Annotated in this window: 11 protein-coding genes; 1 reads left to right on the top strand and 10 read right to left on the bottom strand. The window is 47.4% G+C overall.

Annotated elements, in window-relative coordinates:
• Window positions 1–12: 12 nt before the first annotated feature.
• The 8 genes from A8806_RS05205 to A8806_RS05170 all read right to left on the bottom strand — a co-directional run bounded on the left by A8806_RS05205 (window position 13) and on the right by A8806_RS05170 (window position 13515).
• Window positions 13–2679 (bottom strand): ABC transporter permease, encoded by a 2667-nt coding sequence (locus A8806_RS05205; RefSeq protein WP_109730116.1) that lies wholly within the window; start codon window positions 2677–2679, stop codon window positions 13–15.
• Between the two features lie 2 nt (window positions 2680–2681).
• Window positions 2682–3383, bottom strand: a complete 702-nt coding sequence (locus A8806_RS05200; RefSeq protein WP_109730115.1) for an ABC transporter ATP-binding protein — start codon at window positions 3381–3383, stop codon at window positions 2682–2684.
• 127 nt (window positions 3384–3510) lie between these two features.
• Window positions 3511–4470: a sensor histidine kinase gene (locus A8806_RS05195; protein WP_109730114.1), complete on the bottom strand. Its 960-nt coding sequence runs from the start codon at window positions 4468–4470 to the stop codon at window positions 3511–3513.
• Window positions 4471–4480: 10 nt separating this feature from the next.
• On the bottom strand, window positions 4481–5152 hold the full coding sequence (locus tag A8806_RS05190) for a response regulator transcription factor (RefSeq protein ID WP_109730113.1): 672 nt from the start codon (window positions 5150–5152) through the stop codon (window positions 4481–4483).
• Window positions 5153–5305: 153 nt separating this feature from the next.
• Window positions 5306–7846, bottom strand: a complete 2541-nt coding sequence (locus tag A8806_RS05185; RefSeq protein WP_109730112.1) for an FAD-dependent oxidoreductase — start codon at window positions 7844–7846, stop codon at window positions 5306–5308.
• 148 nt (window positions 7847–7994) lie between these two features.
• The gene (locus A8806_RS05180) at window positions 7995–8513 is read right to left on the bottom strand and encodes a nitroreductase family protein (RefSeq protein WP_109730111.1); all 519 of its coding nucleotides are present in this window, start codon (window positions 8511–8513) and stop codon (window positions 7995–7997) included.
• Between the two features lie 451 nt (window positions 8514–8964).
• Window positions 8965–12033, bottom strand: coding sequence for a beta-galactosidase subunit alpha (ebgA, locus tag A8806_RS05175; RefSeq protein WP_109730110.1), 3069 nt, complete (start codon window positions 12031–12033; stop codon window positions 8965–8967).
• 18 nt (window positions 12034–12051) lie between these two features.
• The gene (locus A8806_RS05170) at window positions 12052–13515 is read right to left on the bottom strand and encodes an amino acid permease (RefSeq protein WP_109730109.1); all 1464 of its coding nucleotides are present in this window, start codon (window positions 13513–13515) and stop codon (window positions 12052–12054) included.
• A 402-nt stretch (window positions 13516–13917) separates the two neighbouring features.
• Here A8806_RS05170 and A8806_RS05165 point away from each other — a divergent pair, with 402 nt between their 5' ends.
• On the top strand, window positions 13918–14784 hold the full coding sequence (locus tag A8806_RS05165; protein ID WP_109730108.1) for an AraC family transcriptional regulator: 867 nt from the start codon (window positions 13918–13920) through the stop codon (window positions 14782–14784).
• A gap of 88 nt (window positions 14785–14872) precedes the next feature.
• Here the strand turns inward: A8806_RS05165 and A8806_RS05160 are convergent, their stop codons facing one another.
• Window positions 14873–16180 carry a putative ABC transporter permease gene (locus A8806_RS05160; RefSeq protein WP_109730107.1) on the bottom strand — a complete coding sequence of 436 codons (1308 nt, stop codon included), beginning with the start codon at window positions 16178–16180 and terminating at the stop codon, window positions 14873–14875.
• Between the two features lie 49 nt (window positions 16181–16229).
• A complete protein-coding gene (gene recQ / locus A8806_RS05155) occupies window positions 16230–18065 on the bottom strand; it encodes a DNA helicase RecQ (protein ID WP_109730106.1) in 1836 nt (611 codons plus the stop codon).
• Window position 18066: the final 1 nt, after the last annotated feature.

Below are 18066 nucleotides of genomic sequence, written 5' to 3'. Positions count from 1 at the left end.
GCCCCCTGTTTCTTATTCTCTTATTTCTTCTATAATCTGCTCTTTTAACACAGCCTGCCCGGATATGAGCACCGCCGCAATACAGATCCCTATATTCACCGCCGCCATAAGCAGTATCGGGAATGCCGGCAGTGATGCCTTCGGATGCAGATAGAGATAAACATGTATGATAAAGTAATATAAAAATTTCTGCAGAACCAGATATGCCGCAGCCATGACCAGACTGGAATAAATGCCGTACCTCAGTCCTTCTTTCACGAGCATCTTCCGAAAGCCGGCATCTGTGATTCCCATCGCCCGCATGATTCCAAACTCGTGTTTTCTCGCTGTCACAAGGTACTGCATGCTGTTCATAATATGCAGAAGGCTGATGACCAGCAGAATCAGCGCGACGCCATAGAAAAACAGCATCTTCCTCGCCAGAAACAGGTTCTGTGTCTCAATTTGCTGTGTATAATCCTTTACGATACATTTCCGTATCCCGGATGTTACCTTCTGGATTTCGGCCGACACATGTTCCGCATCTGCGCCTTCCTCCAGACGGATACTCATGGTCTGGTACCCCTCCACGCCAAAATTCTCTTTCATCTGCTCATTCGTCATGATGATGTCAACACGGTTTGTGCCGTCATCTCCGATATAGGTATCCACCTTTGCAAGCGGCCTGCTCGCGAGCGCGGATATCTTAAAATTCTTTTCCCGGTACTGGTTTTCTTCCGCCAGAAACTTCAGGACTTCCTGTGAAACTTCTGTATTTACCGGGGTCTTTAACTGTATTGAGTCTCCCAATGAGAGGCTGATCCCTTCATAGGTTCCCTGTCCGCCCATGAGTGTTTTCAGAATGACGGTATTCTCCTTACGCATTTTTTCGGGATCGATGGACCCTTCCAGTAGATACTCGTTCATTTCCTCAAGCATCCCGTCATCATATCCATAGATGTTGACTTTCAGCTTATAATCATCTTCACCTGTCTGGACGGCTATGCCATTGTATTTCTCCATCAGAACCGGATCGGGGTCAAAACCTTCCTCCACGGCGATTTCCGGATAATAACTCGTCCACTTCAGCATACCGTCCGGCAGAGAGATCTCCCCGGGCATATAGCGCACCGCATAGGCGGATTTGATGCCTTTTATATCACGCAGGCGGGCGGCTGTATCTTCCGGCATGACGTCCGATAAGACATCGGAATCTTCCAATACCTGCATATCCGATCCAAGGCCGTCGTCCGCCTTAAATTTCAGTTCATTGTTAATCCTCGTGTTCTCTGTCACATAAGCCGTCCCGAGGAAAATGAGGCTCCCGGCCGACAGTGAAATCAGGACACCTGCAAATGCCCCTTTTCTTGCAAACATAAACTTTCTGGTCAGTACTCCCGTCAGGCTCTGGGTCTTTGTACTGTAAATTTTCCGGTTCTTCCTTTTTCCACTGTCTTTTGCGAGCAGCTCCCGGGCCGTCATCTTACGCATTTTCCTGACTAAAATCCATGCTAGAAAAAGAAGCACCAGAAACAGGAATGCAGCTCCCCCCGCTGCCACGCTGCGTGAAAAATGGAATGCTCCCGGGTCCGGCATATTCATCATCTGGGCTGCCTGCTCCTTAGCGGCGCCTGAGTGTACTATAAAATCCTCCGGCTGTACAAAGATCTTTCCTGCCTTCTGATATAAAAGTGCAGCCACACCGTTTCCCAGAAGACACCCCGCCGGATATCCTGCAAGGAAAATCATGCCCAGCTCTGCTGCAAGGATACCAAAAGTTGCCCCTTCTCCGAGGCCCGTTACCTGCATGATACTGTACTGCGACATTCTTTTAATGACGGATACCTGAAATAAACTATAAATAATGAAGATCCCAAACAGGCCAAGTGCTGCGAGGACTGCTTTTTCCGTCAGGTTCCAATACATATTCAGCACCGCCCATATATACGGGAACCCGGTTCCTTCCATAGAAATGCCCGACTTGACAGTCTCCCACAACGCTGCTTTTGCTTCCCCGCCTGCATATCTTGCAACCTTATCATTCATATATATACTCGTTTTATCGGTCTGGAACGTATTTGCGAAATTCACCATCTGACGGTAAACCCTTCTAGATTCATCAAACTTCAGATATAAAAATTTCCCGTTAGTCCCGTAATCCAGTCCTTCATTAACAAAAACCTGCATACCTTCCGAATCAGGCATATCCGATATGATTCCGCTTAAAATGAATTCCTCCCCGTCCAGTTCGAACCTTGCCCCCGGTTCAGCCTCAATCTGCAGATTTTTCAGTGTGTAGGTATCTGCGGCTGCTTCGTTATTCTCCCGCGGATAATGTCCTGCCTCTAACTGGCGCCCCATGAGGGTCATGTAACCGGCGTCTGCATAGCATAATTTTATCTCGAAAGGTTCTTCTATGATCTTGCGGACGGTCAGGACCCCTGCCTTCTCCACTTCATAGCCTTTCCCTTTTGTATGCTCCTGAAAGTCTGAATACCACGGATAATCACAGCGGAGAGAATAATGCCAGTCTCCGTATTTCTCCCTCGCATTTTCCTGAGAGGCAGTCCTGCCGCTGTCAAGCAGGGACCCGATCCCGGTCAGCAGCGACGCCGAAAGTACAATTCCCAGAAACAATGCAAGTGTTTGTTTCTTATAGTATTTTAAATAGGCAAATGCCAGGCGGATGCTGTTTTTCATTTTCACTCACCGCCTCTTGTATAAAATTCCAGTTCCCCGTCATAGAGTTTCCCGTCTTCGATCCGGATCGTCCTGTCACAGGTCTGGGCAATCGCTTCATTATGTGTCACCATTAAAATCGTCTGATTATACTTTTTACTGCTGGCTTTTAACAATCCCATGACCTCGATTGTTGTATGTGAGTCAAGATTCCCGGTCGGCTCATCCGCCAAAATCAGAGCCGGTTTGTTGGCAAGCGCACGTGCAAGGGCCACTCTCTGCTGCTGGCCGCCGGACAGCTCATTTGGATAGTTCTTCCTCTTTTCCCAGAGTCCCAGTTCTGTCAGCAGGTCCCTGATGTATTCGTGATCCACATATTTCCCCTTGTCAAATGTTACCGGGAGCGCTACATTGTCATACACATTCAGCACCGGCATCAGGCTGTAGTTCTGGAATACAAAACCAATGTTCCTGCGCCTGAAAATCGTCAGTTCCTTCCGGTTCAGTTTTGCCACATCATGGCCGCGGACCACAACCTTTCCCTTCGTCGGCACATCCAGTCCGCCGATCAGGTTCAAAAGCGTACTCTTTCCGCTCCCGCTCGCCCCCACAATCGCCGAAAACTCGCCTAACTCCACGTCAAAACTTACATCACGCAGTGCATGGACCTTGTTTTCACCGGAGCCGTATATCTTTTCCACATTCTGTACTTCTAATACTTTCATTATTCACACACACCCTTTCTTTTTCACATGCTCCTTTACATATTTATCTTAACAAGGTCCTCTTACAGTGATCCTACAAATAAAAAAGAAAATCTTACAAAACTGTCAGAATCTATACCTCTCGGTCCTAATTCCGGCAGTTCTGTAAGAAAACAGAAAAGCAGCTTCCTTCCCCTTTCACGGAAGCCACATTCATATACCCTTTTTCCTTTTCTAATATCAGTTTGCCCAAATACAGCCCGATTCCTGATCCTTCCACATTTTCCACGTCCGGGCTCCTGTAAAACCGTTTGAAAATCGAGTTCAGTTCCCCCTTATCGATTCCCCGTCCCGTGTCCCGGATCCAGATTTCTGTATACATCTCCATCCTTCTCATACCGATTGTAATCTTTCCGTACTCCGGCGTATATTTTACCGCATTCTCCAGAATATTCGCAAATACCTCCGTCGTCCATTTGGGATTGTGATACAAGAGGCAGTCAGGGAAATACTCGGTCCCAATCTCAATCTGTTTCTTCTGGGCCTTTTCATACACCAGATTCACGGCATCAAGCAGCGTCTTTCGAATCAGGCCGGGGCCAGCCTCGAAGACTATCGCATTTTCTTCCAGTTTTACCATCTTAAACAGAGAATTCAATATCCAGTTCACTTTCTCAGACTGCACATGCATTTTGTCCAGAAAATGTTTCCGCTCTTCCTCCGAAAGACTTTTCCCGCCTTTTCCGTCCGCACTCAGGATCTCCTCATACATCATGATATTCGCAAGCGGGGTCTTCAGCTGGTGGGACATGTTAGAGATCAGGCTCTTAACCTGCTCCTTTTCCCCTGCTGCCTGACCGATCTCTGCGCGCAGCTTTTCCTGTATCCGCTCTGCCTTTCCTGACAGGACCGCTGCCTCCCCCTCTTTCAGTCCGGAAGGCGTAACAGCCTTATCATCGAGCAGCTCATCCATCATCTTACATGCCATCCGGTATATCCGGTTCTTTTCCCTGTAAAAAAACAGTGCCGCGGCAGCGCATATGACAGCCGCCATCACCGCACAGACCACGATGACCGGACCTGTGTTTTCCGCCCACATCCATTCCATTTCGTCTCTCCTATGATTCCTTCCAGACATATCCCAGCCCATGCACCGTCTTAATGCATGCCGGTTCTGCCGGATTCTCTTCTACCTTCTGCCGCAGCCTCCGTACATTTACCGAGACAATATTCTCATCCACGAATCTTCCCTCACTGTCCCAGATGCGCTCCAGAATCTGCTCCTTGGAGAGTACCTGGTTCTGATTCTCCATGAAAAACAAAAGAAGCTTATACTCCACCTTCGTCAGGGAAATCTCTTCTTCGCCTTTATAAACCCGGCATTCCTTCGGGTCCAGACGGATTCCGTGCGAGAGCAGGCACTGCCCTTCATCGTTCCTGCCAAGGAGCCGTTTCAGTCTGGCCTTGAGCACTGCAATGGAAAAAGGCTTTGTCATATAATCGTCCGCGCCAAGCTCCAGCGCCTTCACTTCATCCAGTTCCGTGTCCCTTGCCGTCAGCATCAGGATACAGATATTGCTGGTCTTCCTGATCTCCCTGCAGAACTGGAACCCGCTGCCGTCCGGCAGGTTGCAGTCCAAAATCATACCGTCAAAACAGTTCCCAGACATCACATGAACCGCTTCCTGAATACTTCCTGCTGTATATGTATCATATCCGTCCGTTCGCAGAGAAAAAGCCAGCCCCTCCTGCAAATCCGTGTCGTCTTCAATAATCAGAATCTTCTTCATCTCTTACCTCGATATCGTCATTATCATTGCTATACAGAATTATAATATGTCCGGACAGGAAACGTCAATGGCTCCCGGGCCTGTCATCTCATTGACAGGCTGGGAGCCAAAGTTTTTTTATGTCGTTTATAACTGCTGTTCTTCCCTTATTTCTCAGACCCCTGTCTTTGTCATGAGTTCTTTATAGCTCTTCCGCTTTTCAACGGCCTCCATCATTTCCCCCATCTCCGAAACGTCCCCGATCAGGATGACTCCACAGAGCCGGTTATTCAGGAAATAGTACTTTTTATACTGTCTTCTTCCCATATCTTTTAATTCTACCGTCTTATATATGAGATTCGTATTCTTTCCGGTATCTCCGACTGCATAAAGGGCCGTGTTCATTCCGTGGAAGGTCAGCGCTGCCGGAACCGGCGTGTACTCCTTATCGTCCCCTGTGGCATTTGCTCCGGCCGTCCTGCCCTGGTCTGCTGCCTCCGGCCAGATTGCATAATTGATCTGGTTATACTGTGCGCAGTCCCCGCATGCATAGATATCAGGGATACTGGTTTCCATCCTGCTGTTCACGACCACGCCTTTATCCGTCTTGAGCCCCATCTTTTCCGCAAGTCCGATGTTTGCACGTACCCCGCTCGAAATGATGACCAGCTCGGCCGGGATGACTTCCCCGTCTTTTAGTTTTACCCCTGTCACTTTCTCTGTTCCCTGTATGCTCTCTACCTGCACACCGACCCTGATTCCAATGCCGCATCCCTCAATGATGGACTGCAGAAGTGCCCCCGCAGGATAATCAAGCTGGCGCCCCATCAGCATAGGCGCAATTTCCACTACCGTCACTTGGCACTTTGCCTTCTTCATCTCCCATGCTGCTTCCAGTCCCAGAACTCCGCCTCCGATTACGACCACATTCTTCACTTCCGGCAGGAGCGCGGCAATCTTTCTTGTATCCTCCAGCCTGCGTATCGCAACGACAGACTTTTTCTCACTTCCCGGTATCGGCGGTATAAAACATTCTGCCCCCAGTGCATAGATCAGCTTCGTATATTTCAGCCTGCTGCCATCGTCCAGTGCAGCCTCCTTTTCTTCCGTATCAACCGATACCACCCGCCTTCCGAGGATCTGCACGATCTTTTGTTCCTCATACCAGCTTTCATTCTGTATCGCGATCTGGTCTTCATCTAATTCCGCCATGATAGACTTTGTCAGCATCGGCCTGTTGTAGGAACGGTAAGGTTCATCGGAAACGATGACGATCGATCCCGTCGCATCCCGCTCCCTGATCGCTTGTGCGGCATAAAATCCGGCGGCACCGTTTCCCAGAATCAGGTAAAAATCACTGGTGTCATGATGCCATGTGACTTCTTCTGCCTCAACCGGGACAAAGTTCTCCGGTCCGACTCCGCAGACCGGGCAGATTTCCAGGGATGAATCGAAGATTTCACCGCAGACCAGACACTTCACCAGCGTACTTCTGCCCGACTTTTTCTTCGTGTTCGGTTTCTCCAGAAGGACACAGCCAAAATTATAACCATAGTCAAAAGCATCCTGATGGTCTGCCTGATTCGGCTTGAACCGTACCCGGAATCCTTCCACGACCTGCATGCGAAGCTGTTTTAAACGCTCCTCGATATGCGGCACTCCTTCCCCGCTCCAGCCATAGCTTCCGAATGCTCCGGCCAGTTTGCCGCCATGTGTCACAGGAGTCATCGCAAGAGTCAGGTCCCATATCGGTTTCAGCGCCTCCCCTACGATCGTCGGGGTCCCGAACAGGATTCCGTCTGCAAATCCCAGTTCCGCGATTACTTTATCCGTGTCAGAGGTTACCATATCATAAAGCTTAACATCAATATCACCGCATTCCTGAATCCCTTCCGCAATATCCTGTGCCATCTGTTCGGTATATCCATAGGCACTGACATATGGAATCACCACCGTCTTGCGCTGGTTCGGGTTGATAACCGTGCACCATTCTTCATACCACCTGTACATCTGGTCAATCTTGTCATCCAGAACAGGCCCATGCCCGGTGCAGATCATGGTGACATCCATCTGCTTTACCCGCTCCAGGGCCCGCTGCATATACGATTTAAACGGTCCGATAATACAGTCGAAATAGTATTTAGCCGCCTTTTTATAATCCTCCTGATTTCTGACCTTGCTGACAAGGACGTCACTGAAGGCGTAGTGCGATCCAAAAGAATCACAGGTAACCAGTATCTGTTCCTCTTCGATATAGGTGTACATCGTATCCGGCCAGTGCAGATTTGGAACTGCCATAAAATACAGCGTTTTGTCTCCAATTGTCATGCGCTGAGCGTCCTTAATCACGATTCCGGTAAAATCCCGGTTCACGATCTCCTTCAGAAACGTATTTGCCGTTCCCGTGGAAATAATCTTCAGGTGCGGACAAAGATCCAACAGACGTTCCACACTTCCCGCATGATCCGGCTCCGTGTGGCTGACCACCAGATAATCAATCTCACTGACCGTCGTGAGTTCCTCCAGTTTTTCAAGATAATCATCCCAGAACTTTACCTTTGCCGTTTCAAATAAAATGGTCTTGTCTCCGGCTTTCATTACATACGAATTGTATGTAGTTCCGAATTCCGTATACATAATAATATCAAACACACGCAGATCACTATCTATAACTCCTGTCCAGTAAAAACCTTTCCTTAGCTCCAGACTCTTCATATGCTCCTCCGTTTCATAATAATTTTCCGTTTCGGTTAGCATTCCACAAAATGGATATTTTAAACATGGAACGTTCATCAGGATCGCTGTGGTCTTATATATATGTTACATTTTTTCGATTTGTGTAATTCCCCGGGCGATCGAGTCCTTATACACGGATAACATATCCCTCTTTTCTCGGCTTTGCCTTTCCCTGTTCTGCTGCATAGCCTAAAATGCAGTGTCCGACGCCGATATATTTTTCAGGGTCGAGTCCCCACGTTTTCATAAGCTCTTTGCCCTCATTCCCTGCAAACACCTCTCTCGCACGGTGAATCCAGCAAGAACCTATCCCAAGAGAAGCCGCCGCATTCATCAGGTTCCCCATCACCAAAGAACCGTCTTCGACACAAGTTCCCCGCTCCTTGTCCGCCAGCACCACAATAACCGTAGGAGCCCCGTAAAACGGATCACTGTCAGTCCCCATCACCGCTGCATTCAGTGCAGACAACTTCCCGATCATCCCCCGCTCCTGCACAACCACCATAACAGGAGACTGCATCCCCATCCCCGTCGGAGCATACATCCCCGCCCGCAGAATCTCCTCCAAAACATCTTCCGGCACCTGCTCACTCCTATAACTCCGAATACTCCTGCGCGTCTCCAACGTGTTCAAAGTCTCATTCATCAAAAACCACTCCTTCACCATATATTTCTTCCATTTTAACACGTAAAAAAAATATGGTAAATAATAATTGCTGCCTCCGTCACAAGCCCTCCTTAGCTGGCATACTTTTCTTACCTGATGAACCAGCGAAATGAAGGGATAGCCTCCGGTCTGGCAAGGGCACGCATGCCGTTCTGAATCGCTAAAGCAGCCCCTAGAAATTCTTAGAAGGAGACAGCCGGAAAAATGGGGAGCTTTTATGATTCCGAATCATAAAAGCAGATGGCCCAGCGCGGGAAATCATCAGATTTCCCGTGATGTGCCATCTGTGCCCCATTTTCCCGGCTGGATGCTTCTTAGAATTTCTCAGGTCTGCGTCCGCAATTCAAAACGGCATGCGTGCCCTTGTCAGGCCGGAGGCTATCCCTTCATTTCGCGTCCCTCATCCGCCACCAATACTAAAGCTTGCCTGCTAAACTCGAACCCTCTCATGCGCTACGTGTTTGTCGCTTATTTCTTTATTGTTAAACGGTGTGATTCTGAATGACAGTTTGAATGGTTCAAATTTTGCACGGTATCTGTCCAGCTGCCACTCACCGCAGGCATATGTCCCGAGTGCATTTTGTTTGTAGTCTATGTTGAATACAACATAATCCCGTTTTTTCAGATCGCATGTGTGTTTTGCATCGTCCAGATCTTTTTCCTCAAAGCGTGATGCACTGAAGTTAAAGCTGTCTTCGGTTGACGCTACAAGGCCCATGCCTCTGTCGTTTGTCAAAGATACCCATTTGCAGTCCATGTGGTTTCCGTTTGCCTGTGGAACAACATAGTTGGTAAATAATCCGTCCACTGTATTTTCGTATACTCCCATCATGGCGGCTTCTCTGGAATCTGCATAATTCTCCCCCGGTCCCATTCCGAAGTACCGTACCTGATCCATTGACTGGTCCAGATGCATCGTCACCCCGATCCGCGGGAACATATCCGGCGCCAGATCTGTCCTTCCGGACGGCGTTCCTTCTACCTGAATCAGAACATCTCCTGTCGGGCATACCACATAGGAATACCTTGTCTTGAAATGCCATGCGCTGTTTGTGGTGCTGTTGATCGTATCAACCTGTACCCTGAGGAAGTTATTTTCTTCCTGATATTGCACCTCTGTTACCACTTCGTGTTCCAAATGAAGGAAATGTACCTTCTTCATCTGGTCGATAATTTCCATATCGTTACTGATCGGTGCCCTCCAGAGTGTCAGGCGTGGGCCTTTGCTCATCACTTCCATGCCGTCTCTGACAATACTGGTGATATTACCGCGTACCAGATCGAAGTCTACATGGAAATTTGCGCCTTCCGCATGAAGGACCGTGTGTTCTTTTGTCACCTTCAGCATTCCCTCAGGAACTACTTCGATTCCTTCTTTATAAACCGGAAGCTTGAACTGTGCCGTTGCAAGCTCATGTCCGGCGGGTGCATACGCTGTATGTTCCTTTAACTGGTAAGACAGATTCAGGTAGTATTCTGCCCCCGGCTTTGCCTTTACTGATGCGAAGTCATACGGGATCTTCACTTCTTTCTCTGACCTTGCCGGAATAGATGGCAGTTCCATACTTCCGCCCTGAATCATCACATCATCTTCCATTATGCTGTATACAAGACGGAACTGAACCAGATCCGCAAAATCATAACGGCTTATCAGGTGGATGATTCCCTGTTCCAGATTTACCGCTGATGTTGTTACCGGTTCTACAACTTTCTTATATTCATAGAGGCCCGGTGAAGGGGTGCGGTCAGGCATCAGCATTCCATCGATACAGAAATCTTTGTTGCTCGGGTCATCGCCAAAGTCTCCCCCGTAACGGTAGTATTTTTCACCGTCTTCGGTGTATGACTCGATACCGTGGTCAAACCATTCCCAGATAAATCCGCCCTGAAGTTTGTCATGTGCGTAGAACAAATCCTGATACTCCTTCAGGTTGCCCGGCCCATTTCCCATTGCATGGCAGTATTCACAGAGAATATGCGGTTTCTCGGATTTTTCTATGATATCCTTCATGAGGAATGGTTTATCCGGGTTTTCCAGCCAGGTATACATCGTCGAATATACATCTGCGGATTCCACATCAAAGTCACCCTCATAATGAACCAGTCTGGAAGAATCCATCTCGTGTGCCACTTCGGTCATCCTGCGGAAGTTGCAGCCGAAAGCAGATTCATTTCCCAGAGACCACATGATGATAGACGGGTGGTTTTTGTCACGCTCAATCATGCGTGTCATTCTGGATACATATGCCGTCTCCCATGTCGGATCGTCCGTGATCCATTTGTAGTCTCCGGTCAGTTCGAAGCCGTGGCACTCCAGATCTGTCTCATCAATCAGGTACATTCCGTATTCATCGCAAAGGTCGTACAGATAATAGGAATCCGGGTAGTGGCACGTACGGATTGCATTGACATTGAACTGTTTCATGAGGATAATATCTTTTTCGATCTCCTCTTTTGCCACAACACGCCCGTTTCTCGGATTATAGTCATGGCGGTTCATTCCCTTGAATATGATGGCAACGCCGTTCACGAGGAAGGTATCGCCATTCATGCGGATATTTCTGAATCCGACATTCTGCGGAATCACCTCAATTACCTGTCCGTCTTTTTCCACGGTCATAAGCAGCTTATAGAGATAAGGAATCTCTGCACTCCAATGTTCTGCGTTTTCTACAACAGCCTCCATGCAGACTTTTTCGCCGTGATTGCCAGCCGTCTCTGTCAGGACTGTATTCCCCTGTGCATCCATAAGTTCAAATGTTACCTGTACGTTTTCTTCTGTCCGCAGTGCCGCCTCAACACGCAGAAGCCCATTTGTATATGTTTCATCCAGATCCGCTGTTACTTTAAAATCACGGATTCCGTCCTTCGGAACGCCGAGCAGTTCCACATCACGGAAGATGCCGCTCTCCCACCACATATCCTGATCCTCAAGGTAGGTCCCGTCAGACCACTGGTACACACGGACTGTCACATCGTTCTTCTGGCCAACCTTTACCATATCCGTAATGTCAAACTCTGATTCATTTCTGGCAGCCTTGCTGTAGCCTGCTTCCTGCCCGTTGACCCAGAGGTGGTATGCGGAATCCACTCCGCAGAATCTTAAGATGATCTGTTTTCCCCTGAAGCTCTCCTCTATAAAGAATGTACGCTTATAGATGCCTGTCGGGTTCTCTGTCGGTACAAACGGAGGGTTGATCGGGAAATTATACCACAGGTCGGAGTAGTGCATTTTCCCATATCCCTGCAGCTGCCAGTTTCCCGGAACTGTGATGTCATCCATAGTGGATGTATCATATTCACTTGCAAAAAATCCTTCCGGGCTGTATTCCGGTGCATCCAGAAACATGAATTTCCATACCCCGTTCAGATTTTTGAATGCATGTGTGTATTTGTTGTCATTAAGAAGTGCCTTTTCCCTCGTCGGAAATGTTAAAAAATGTGCTCTTGCTGGCATCCTGTTGATACCGTCTATTTGATGGTTTTCCCAGATTTTCATTTTGAATCCTCCAATATATTATTTGATAGTTTTCTGTTTTTTCTCATAACGGTTCCAGCAGATCCATGCAACACCTACGAATATAACCAGACCTACAATATTGTAAGCAAGTGTTCCGATCGGGTTTGCCGTTCCAGCCGGAAGTGTCCCGTCAATCGCCTGTTTCATGAGTGTCGGCTCCGGTACTGTTGACATGAAGAATACAAACAGGAATACAACCATCAGGAAAATACCTGCCACGATACCGAATGTTCTGCTGCCGAATTTGAAGTCCCGCTGCATCTTATCTTTCTTCCAGCGCAGTCCAATATATGCCGCAATCAGGAATAAGACAGGAAGCAGTGAAGTCGCCGCGGTCATGTTGATCAGCATCTCCAGAAAACTGTCCATATTACCGATTCCGAGTGCCGGAATCACTAACAGGATTGTTACAACGATTCCCTGTACAAATAATGCGTTTGTCGGATTACCTTCCTCGTTCGTCTTAACAAGCCATTTCCCGAATACACCTTCCGGTATCTCGGAGAAAAATACTTTTACAGGGGCTGCCGTCCACAGTGCCAGTGAACCAAGGCTTCCGAGAAACAGAATCAGTCCTACCAGCCTGACAATCACACCGTTTGGAATTCCGAACTTGCCTGCCAGTATCTTGAAGATATCGAAGATACCGTTTGAGAAGTTGCCGGAGAGCACTTCTGATGGTACGACAAGACCTACCGCTACTGCGCCCAGCACATACATCACACCAACTACGATTGTGGAGAGCACCATGATCTTAACAAATGTCTTATTACCGCCCTTTACGTCCTTAATATAGACGCCAATACTCTCTCCACCTCCGACTGCCTGTAATACCCAGGCCATTGTCATGAAGAAGGTCCAGTTAAACTTCGGTGTAATGGATTCCATTGTAAATTCCTGTGCCGGAGCCTCACCGAATCCGAATACGACGATAAACGCCAGAATAACAAATACCACACCCATTAATAAACGTGCACTTCCTGCAAATCCTGTAACTTTTGAAATCCAGCTGACTCCCTTTACACATACATAGGTTGCAAGCCAGAAGAGTACAACAGAGATGATTGCGATGATTCTTGTTCCGTTGTCACCCGTAAATACGTTTCTTCCGACAAAAGCATAAGACCCATAGATCAGTGTCTGCGGAAGAAGGGAGCAGAAGAAGAATAAGTTTACGAAGAAATATGTCCAGGCACCAAGGAATGCCCATTTCGGACCTAAAACACATTCCAGCCAGCTGTGTACTCCTGATTCTTTTCCTGAGTTTGCAGATGCAAATTCCGCGATCATCAGTATGAACGGAAGGAAATAAAATACAGAACCGAATATATACGCCGGGATTGTTGCAAGACCTATCTGGATGCTGTTATTGATGATACTAGGGAATGCAAAAACAGCAGAGAAGGTCATCATCATCAGGGCAGCTGCCCCCAGTCTTTCTCTTGAATTTGATTTTTCCATGAGAGTTTCTCCTTATCGTTTTCCTTTTTTTAGCATTTGCGCACCTGCTTTGTGATTATTATTGTAGCACCCTGATATTCTGAATTCTATCAGATATGTTGAAGTGTTTTATACTTATGTTGACAGTTTTATATCTTTTATTTTAAAATCCCTTTTTCGTATATGGTAACATCCCCTCACATTTCAGCGTGTTTCCCGCTGTGATTTGATACAAAAATAACAATCCAGCCATTTTACGGCATCCACAGGATTTTATACGATTATCATTTATGTTGAATAGTTATACATATGTTGACTCGCTCTTTTTTCCTGCTTGAACAATCCCCTTACCGGAAGTATACTTTAGTAAATAGAACAATCTGCGTTCTTCAGCTGCAGACCGTAAATACAGGAGGGCATTTCATGGGAAAAATATTTAAAGACGATGCCAGCGTACTGGTTAACGACGATCCGATCGGCAACGAATTCCACCTTTGCGAATGCGGCTATGAGGAATGCCGTCCGACTAAACCTTATGAATTCATCCCGATCGACTACTGGGTCATACATTACTGTATCTCAGGCGAAGGATTCTTTCAGATATTAGATAAACAGAACCATATTCACCCGGGAGATATCTTTATGATCCCTCCACATACAAGAAATAAATATTACCCTGATGCCAAAAATCCGTGGAGCTACCGCTGGATCGGCCTGCGCGGCACAAATGTGAAAAAGGTGCTTGCAAGATGCGGCCTGTCACCGGAACACTATGTCATCCATCATAAAGTGGATCCGCAGCTGGAATCTCTATTTGAAAAAGTCTATGATCACTTCCAGAAGGACCATGAGCTAATGGCACTCGGAAGCGCATACTACCTGCTGGATTACCTCAGCAATAATGTACGCAATGCCCGGCTGGACCATCTTTCACCCGGAGAATTGTATTTTCATTCGGTACTGAATTACATACATAAAAACTATTTTAATAATATCACAGTCTCTGATATCGCTGCTGCCGCTAATATCGACCGGACCTATGTCTTTAAGCTCTTCCAGAAGTATATGGATATGAGTCCCAGCCAGTATCTGCAGCACTACCGGCTCGACAAGGCATGTGTCCTGCTCCGGAAAAGCTCCTTAAGCATAACCGATATCGGGTATGCAGTGGGGTTTCAGCATTCCCCTTATTTTACCAAGCTGTTTACCCAGTACATGGGGGTGACCCCTTCGGAATACAGGAAAGAATTCATGCAGTTCGGCGGTGACGATAACTTCAGCAGCCCTTGAAAAAAGCAGCCATCCGGTTTCCTCGTAAGAAAACCAGATGGCTGTTGTAATCAAGATCTATTTATTTTAAGCTGCCTGATAAGCGATTCTACTTCGTAACTTTAGCGTTCGGATAAATCCGCTCCATCCTCTCATCGGGAAAATGCTCATCAAAGAACTGCCCCACTGCCGTCTGCTGTATCTTCCCTGTCTGCCGCTCTGAATACCTGCCTAATGCAAGTCCGGACATTAGTATATTGATGATCATGAATACAATCATGAGATTGCAGAGAATCTTTCCTGCCCGCATCGGGAGCTTTTCTATCCATCCGCTTAAAACCGGATAAACGGCTTTCATCCAGATCACTGCCGCAATTCCCCAGAAGAAACAGTAAAGGAGGTTAATCCTGCCCCCAAGGTTAAATGCAAAGTCGCTGTAGTCCCAGAACACTGTCCCGAAAACCAGTTCCGTGAAGACGCTGCATATGTATTCATAAGCCCCGCCAAGCACTGTTCCGAATATGAAAATATAACGGTCGCTCTTATCCCTGTATTTATAGAGAATAGCCGTAAGAAGCCCGCAGGCCAGCCCCCATACAATGCTGAAAGGCCCATAGACAACACTGCTCCTGCTCATCAGTTCCCCCGATGTGGCAAGGCAGAAAATTGTTTCTACAATATCTCCCAGAAATGCACCGATAAAGAACAGCGAAACGAGTTTGTAGAAGCTGCAGCCTTCGGCGAATCTCTCCGGTTTTACCTTTTCCTTCTCTTCGGCAGCCGCCGGTTCAATCTCCGGAAATGCCTTCAGCATACGGTTCTGTATCCGCAGTGTAAGCGCATTTTCCAACAGCTTCGATGTCTTATGCAGTTCAGCCGTGATCTGGCTGATCCGTTTATTTTTCTTTAACCCCAGAATCGCAATGGACGACCCGGCCGTATCGATTCCCAGCAGGACAGCCGCAGCCCAGACAATGATCATCCCGGCTAATTCCGGGATCAGTGAAATCAGGCTGTACAGCAGAGGGTTCAGGAATTTGATAGACACTACTGCACAGAGTCCCCATATAACAGAGGTTTTCAGACAGACATATCCCTCTATATGGAACCTTTCATTTGAATAGTCCCACCATTTTTTATGGAAAATCTTCTCCATGAGCCGCCCGGTCATGTATTCTATGAATGAGGCCAGAATCAGCCCGCCTAAGAACAGAAAGAAGATGTGGTGCTCAAGTTCCGGCAGAAATACCGCAAATGCCACGGCTCCCGCCCCGTAGATCGGACAGAGCGGTCCGTTTACGAATCCCCGGTTAATAAACTTATGTCTTGTTACTGCTGCCACAGCCACCTCACCGCACCACCCGATGAAGGAATAAATGAGGTAGATCCAGAGCAGCTCATATCCTGTATATATCATATTCTCTCCTGTCTTTTGTAGTAATTGGCGTCACCGGTACACCTTTCATTTATGCCTTGAGGGCCTCAAGAAACTTCTCACCATACTTCTGGTATTTTGCCTCTCCCACACCTGATACTTCAAGCATCTCATCTTTCGACTGTGGCTTCACCGCACACATATGTATCAGGGTCTTATCTGAAAATACAATATAAGGCGGCACTTTTTCTGCCTTGGCAATCTCCATGCGCAGGGCACGCAGCTTCTCGAAAAGCCCCTCGTCCGCTTCTGTCAAATCCACTCCGGACAGTTTTTTCTTTTTCGCTTTCTTTTCTTTCTTAGCCTTGCTTTCCTCCCTCTCCTTCGCCACCTTCATGATGAGAGGTTCCTCCTGTACGAGTATCTCTTCTGACTGGTCAGAAAGTCTCAGAATCGGATATTCGTCATTGGTCAGTATGAGATATTCTTTTAATGTAAGGTAATTGATAATCTGGCGGAGCCGGTGCACCGGAACCTCTTTCAATGTGCCATAGTAAGGATTTTCATCCATGCGGCACCTTTGGATTTTGGCATTGCTGCTGCCATGTACCGTATCAATAATCATGACGATACCGTATCTCTGGTGACTTGTTTTCACACAGCCGATGATATTTTTTGCTATGTCACGGATGTCTACATCTTCAAACTGCGTCAGGCAGTTAGAACAGTTTCCGCAGTAATTGGGAGCCTTTTCACCGAAATAATTTAAAATATACTCCCTGAGGCATTCATTTGTAAAACAGTAAAAAGTCATCTTGCGCAGGCGTTCCCGCTCTCTTTCTTTAACAGCCTCCAGCGTGCCTGCGTCCATCTCATCGGCTGACTCCTGCTGCCTGTCGATAAAGAACTGGTTTGTCACAACATCCTGCCCGCCATAGAGCAGGATACACTCGGAAGGAAGGCCGTCACGCCCCGCCCTCCCGGCTTCCTGATAATAGCTTTCTATATTCTTTGGCATATTATAGTGGATGACATAGCGGACGTTAGATTTGTCAATTCCCATTCCAAACGCATTCGTCGCAACCATGACCTGCTTCTGGTCATAGATAAACTCATCCTGGTTATGCCGCCTCTCAGCATCCCCTAAGCCGGCATGGTATCTCGTCACACTGATACCTTCGCTTTGCAGCTTCTCCGCCACTTCTTCCACAAGCTTTCTCGTCAGGCAGTAGATAATTCCACACTCATCTATGTGGTCCTTCACATAATCCAGCGTAACCTGATAACGGTCTCTTGGATGCATCACAGAAAACTTGAGATTTTTCCGGTCAAATCCGGTTATCAGAACGGTGGGATTCGAAAGTTTTAAGAGTGAAATCACATCATCCCTGACTAATTTCGTTGCAGTTGCAGTGAATGCGCTTATGACCGGCCTGTCAGGGAGCCGTTCTATGAAATCAATGATTTTCAGGTAACTCGGCCTGAAGTCCTGCCCCCACTGTGAAATACAGTGTGCTTCATCAACACTGAGCATAGAGATTTCCACCTGCCGAACCGCCTGCAGGAAAGAATCTGTAAGCAGCCGCTCCGGCGCCACATACACAATCTTGTACTGTCCTCTTGTCATATTATCCAGTGCTTTATAATACTGGTTCTGGGTCAGTGAGCTGTTCAGAAATGCCGCGTGCACCCCCGCCTCATTTAAAGCCGCCACCTGATCCCTCATCAGGGAAATCAGAGGCGAAATCACCAGCGTAATCCCCGGAAATATCAGTGCCGGAATCTGATAGCAAAGGGACTTGCCGCCGGATGTCTGTATAATCCCGAATGTATCTTTTCCTTCCAGAATGCTGTCGATTAAAGTCTCCTGCCCTTCCCGAAAAGTATCATAGCCGAAATATTTTTTTAGTATCTCTTCTTTTGTCATA

The organism is Faecalicatena orotica (genome assembly GCF_003149245.1).
Taxonomy (GTDB): domain Bacteria; phylum Bacillota; class Clostridia; order Lachnospirales; family Lachnospiraceae; genus Faecalicatena_A; species Faecalicatena_A orotica.
This window is presented reverse-complemented; position numbering and strand designations above follow the sequence as displayed.

Bases quoted from the DNA above. Each gene is read 5' to 3' on its own strand.
- A8806_RS05165 (WP_109730108.1), top strand. From the start codon at position 13,918: ATGGGAAAAATATTTAAAGACGATGCCAGCGTACTGGTTAACGACGAT.
- recQ (WP_109730106.1), bottom strand. From the start codon at position 18,065: ATGACAAAAGAAGAGATACTAAAAAAATATTTCGGCTATGATACTTTT.
- A8806_RS05205 (WP_109730116.1), bottom strand. From the start codon at position 2,679: ATGAAAAACAGCATCCGCCTGGCATTTGCCTATTTAAAATACTATAAG.
- A8806_RS05170 (WP_109730109.1), bottom strand. From the start codon at position 13,515: ATGGAAAAATCAAATTCAAGAGAAAGACTGGGGGCAGCTGCCCTGATG.
- A8806_RS05180 (WP_109730111.1), bottom strand. From the start codon at position 8,513: ATGAATGAGACTTTGAACACGTTGGAGACGCGCAGGAGTATTCGGAGT.
- A8806_RS05190 (WP_109730113.1), bottom strand. From the start codon at position 5,152: ATGAAGAAGATTCTGATTATTGAAGACGACACGGATTTGCAGGAGGGG.
- A8806_RS05195 (WP_109730114.1), bottom strand. From the start codon at position 4,470: ATGGAATGGATGTGGGCGGAAAACACAGGTCCGGTCATCGTGGTCTGT.
- ebgA (WP_109730110.1), bottom strand. From the start codon at position 12,033: ATGAAAATCTGGGAAAACCATCAAATAGACGGTATCAACAGGATGCCA.
- A8806_RS05160 (WP_109730107.1), bottom strand. From the start codon at position 16,180: ATGATATATACAGGATATGAGCTGCTCTGGATCTACCTCATTTATTCC.
- A8806_RS05185 (WP_109730112.1), bottom strand. From the start codon at position 7,846: ATGAAGAGTCTGGAGCTAAGGAAAGGTTTTTACTGGACAGGAGTTATA.
- A8806_RS05200 (WP_109730115.1), bottom strand. From the start codon at position 3,383: ATGAAAGTATTAGAAGTACAGAATGTGGAAAAGATATACGGCTCCGGT.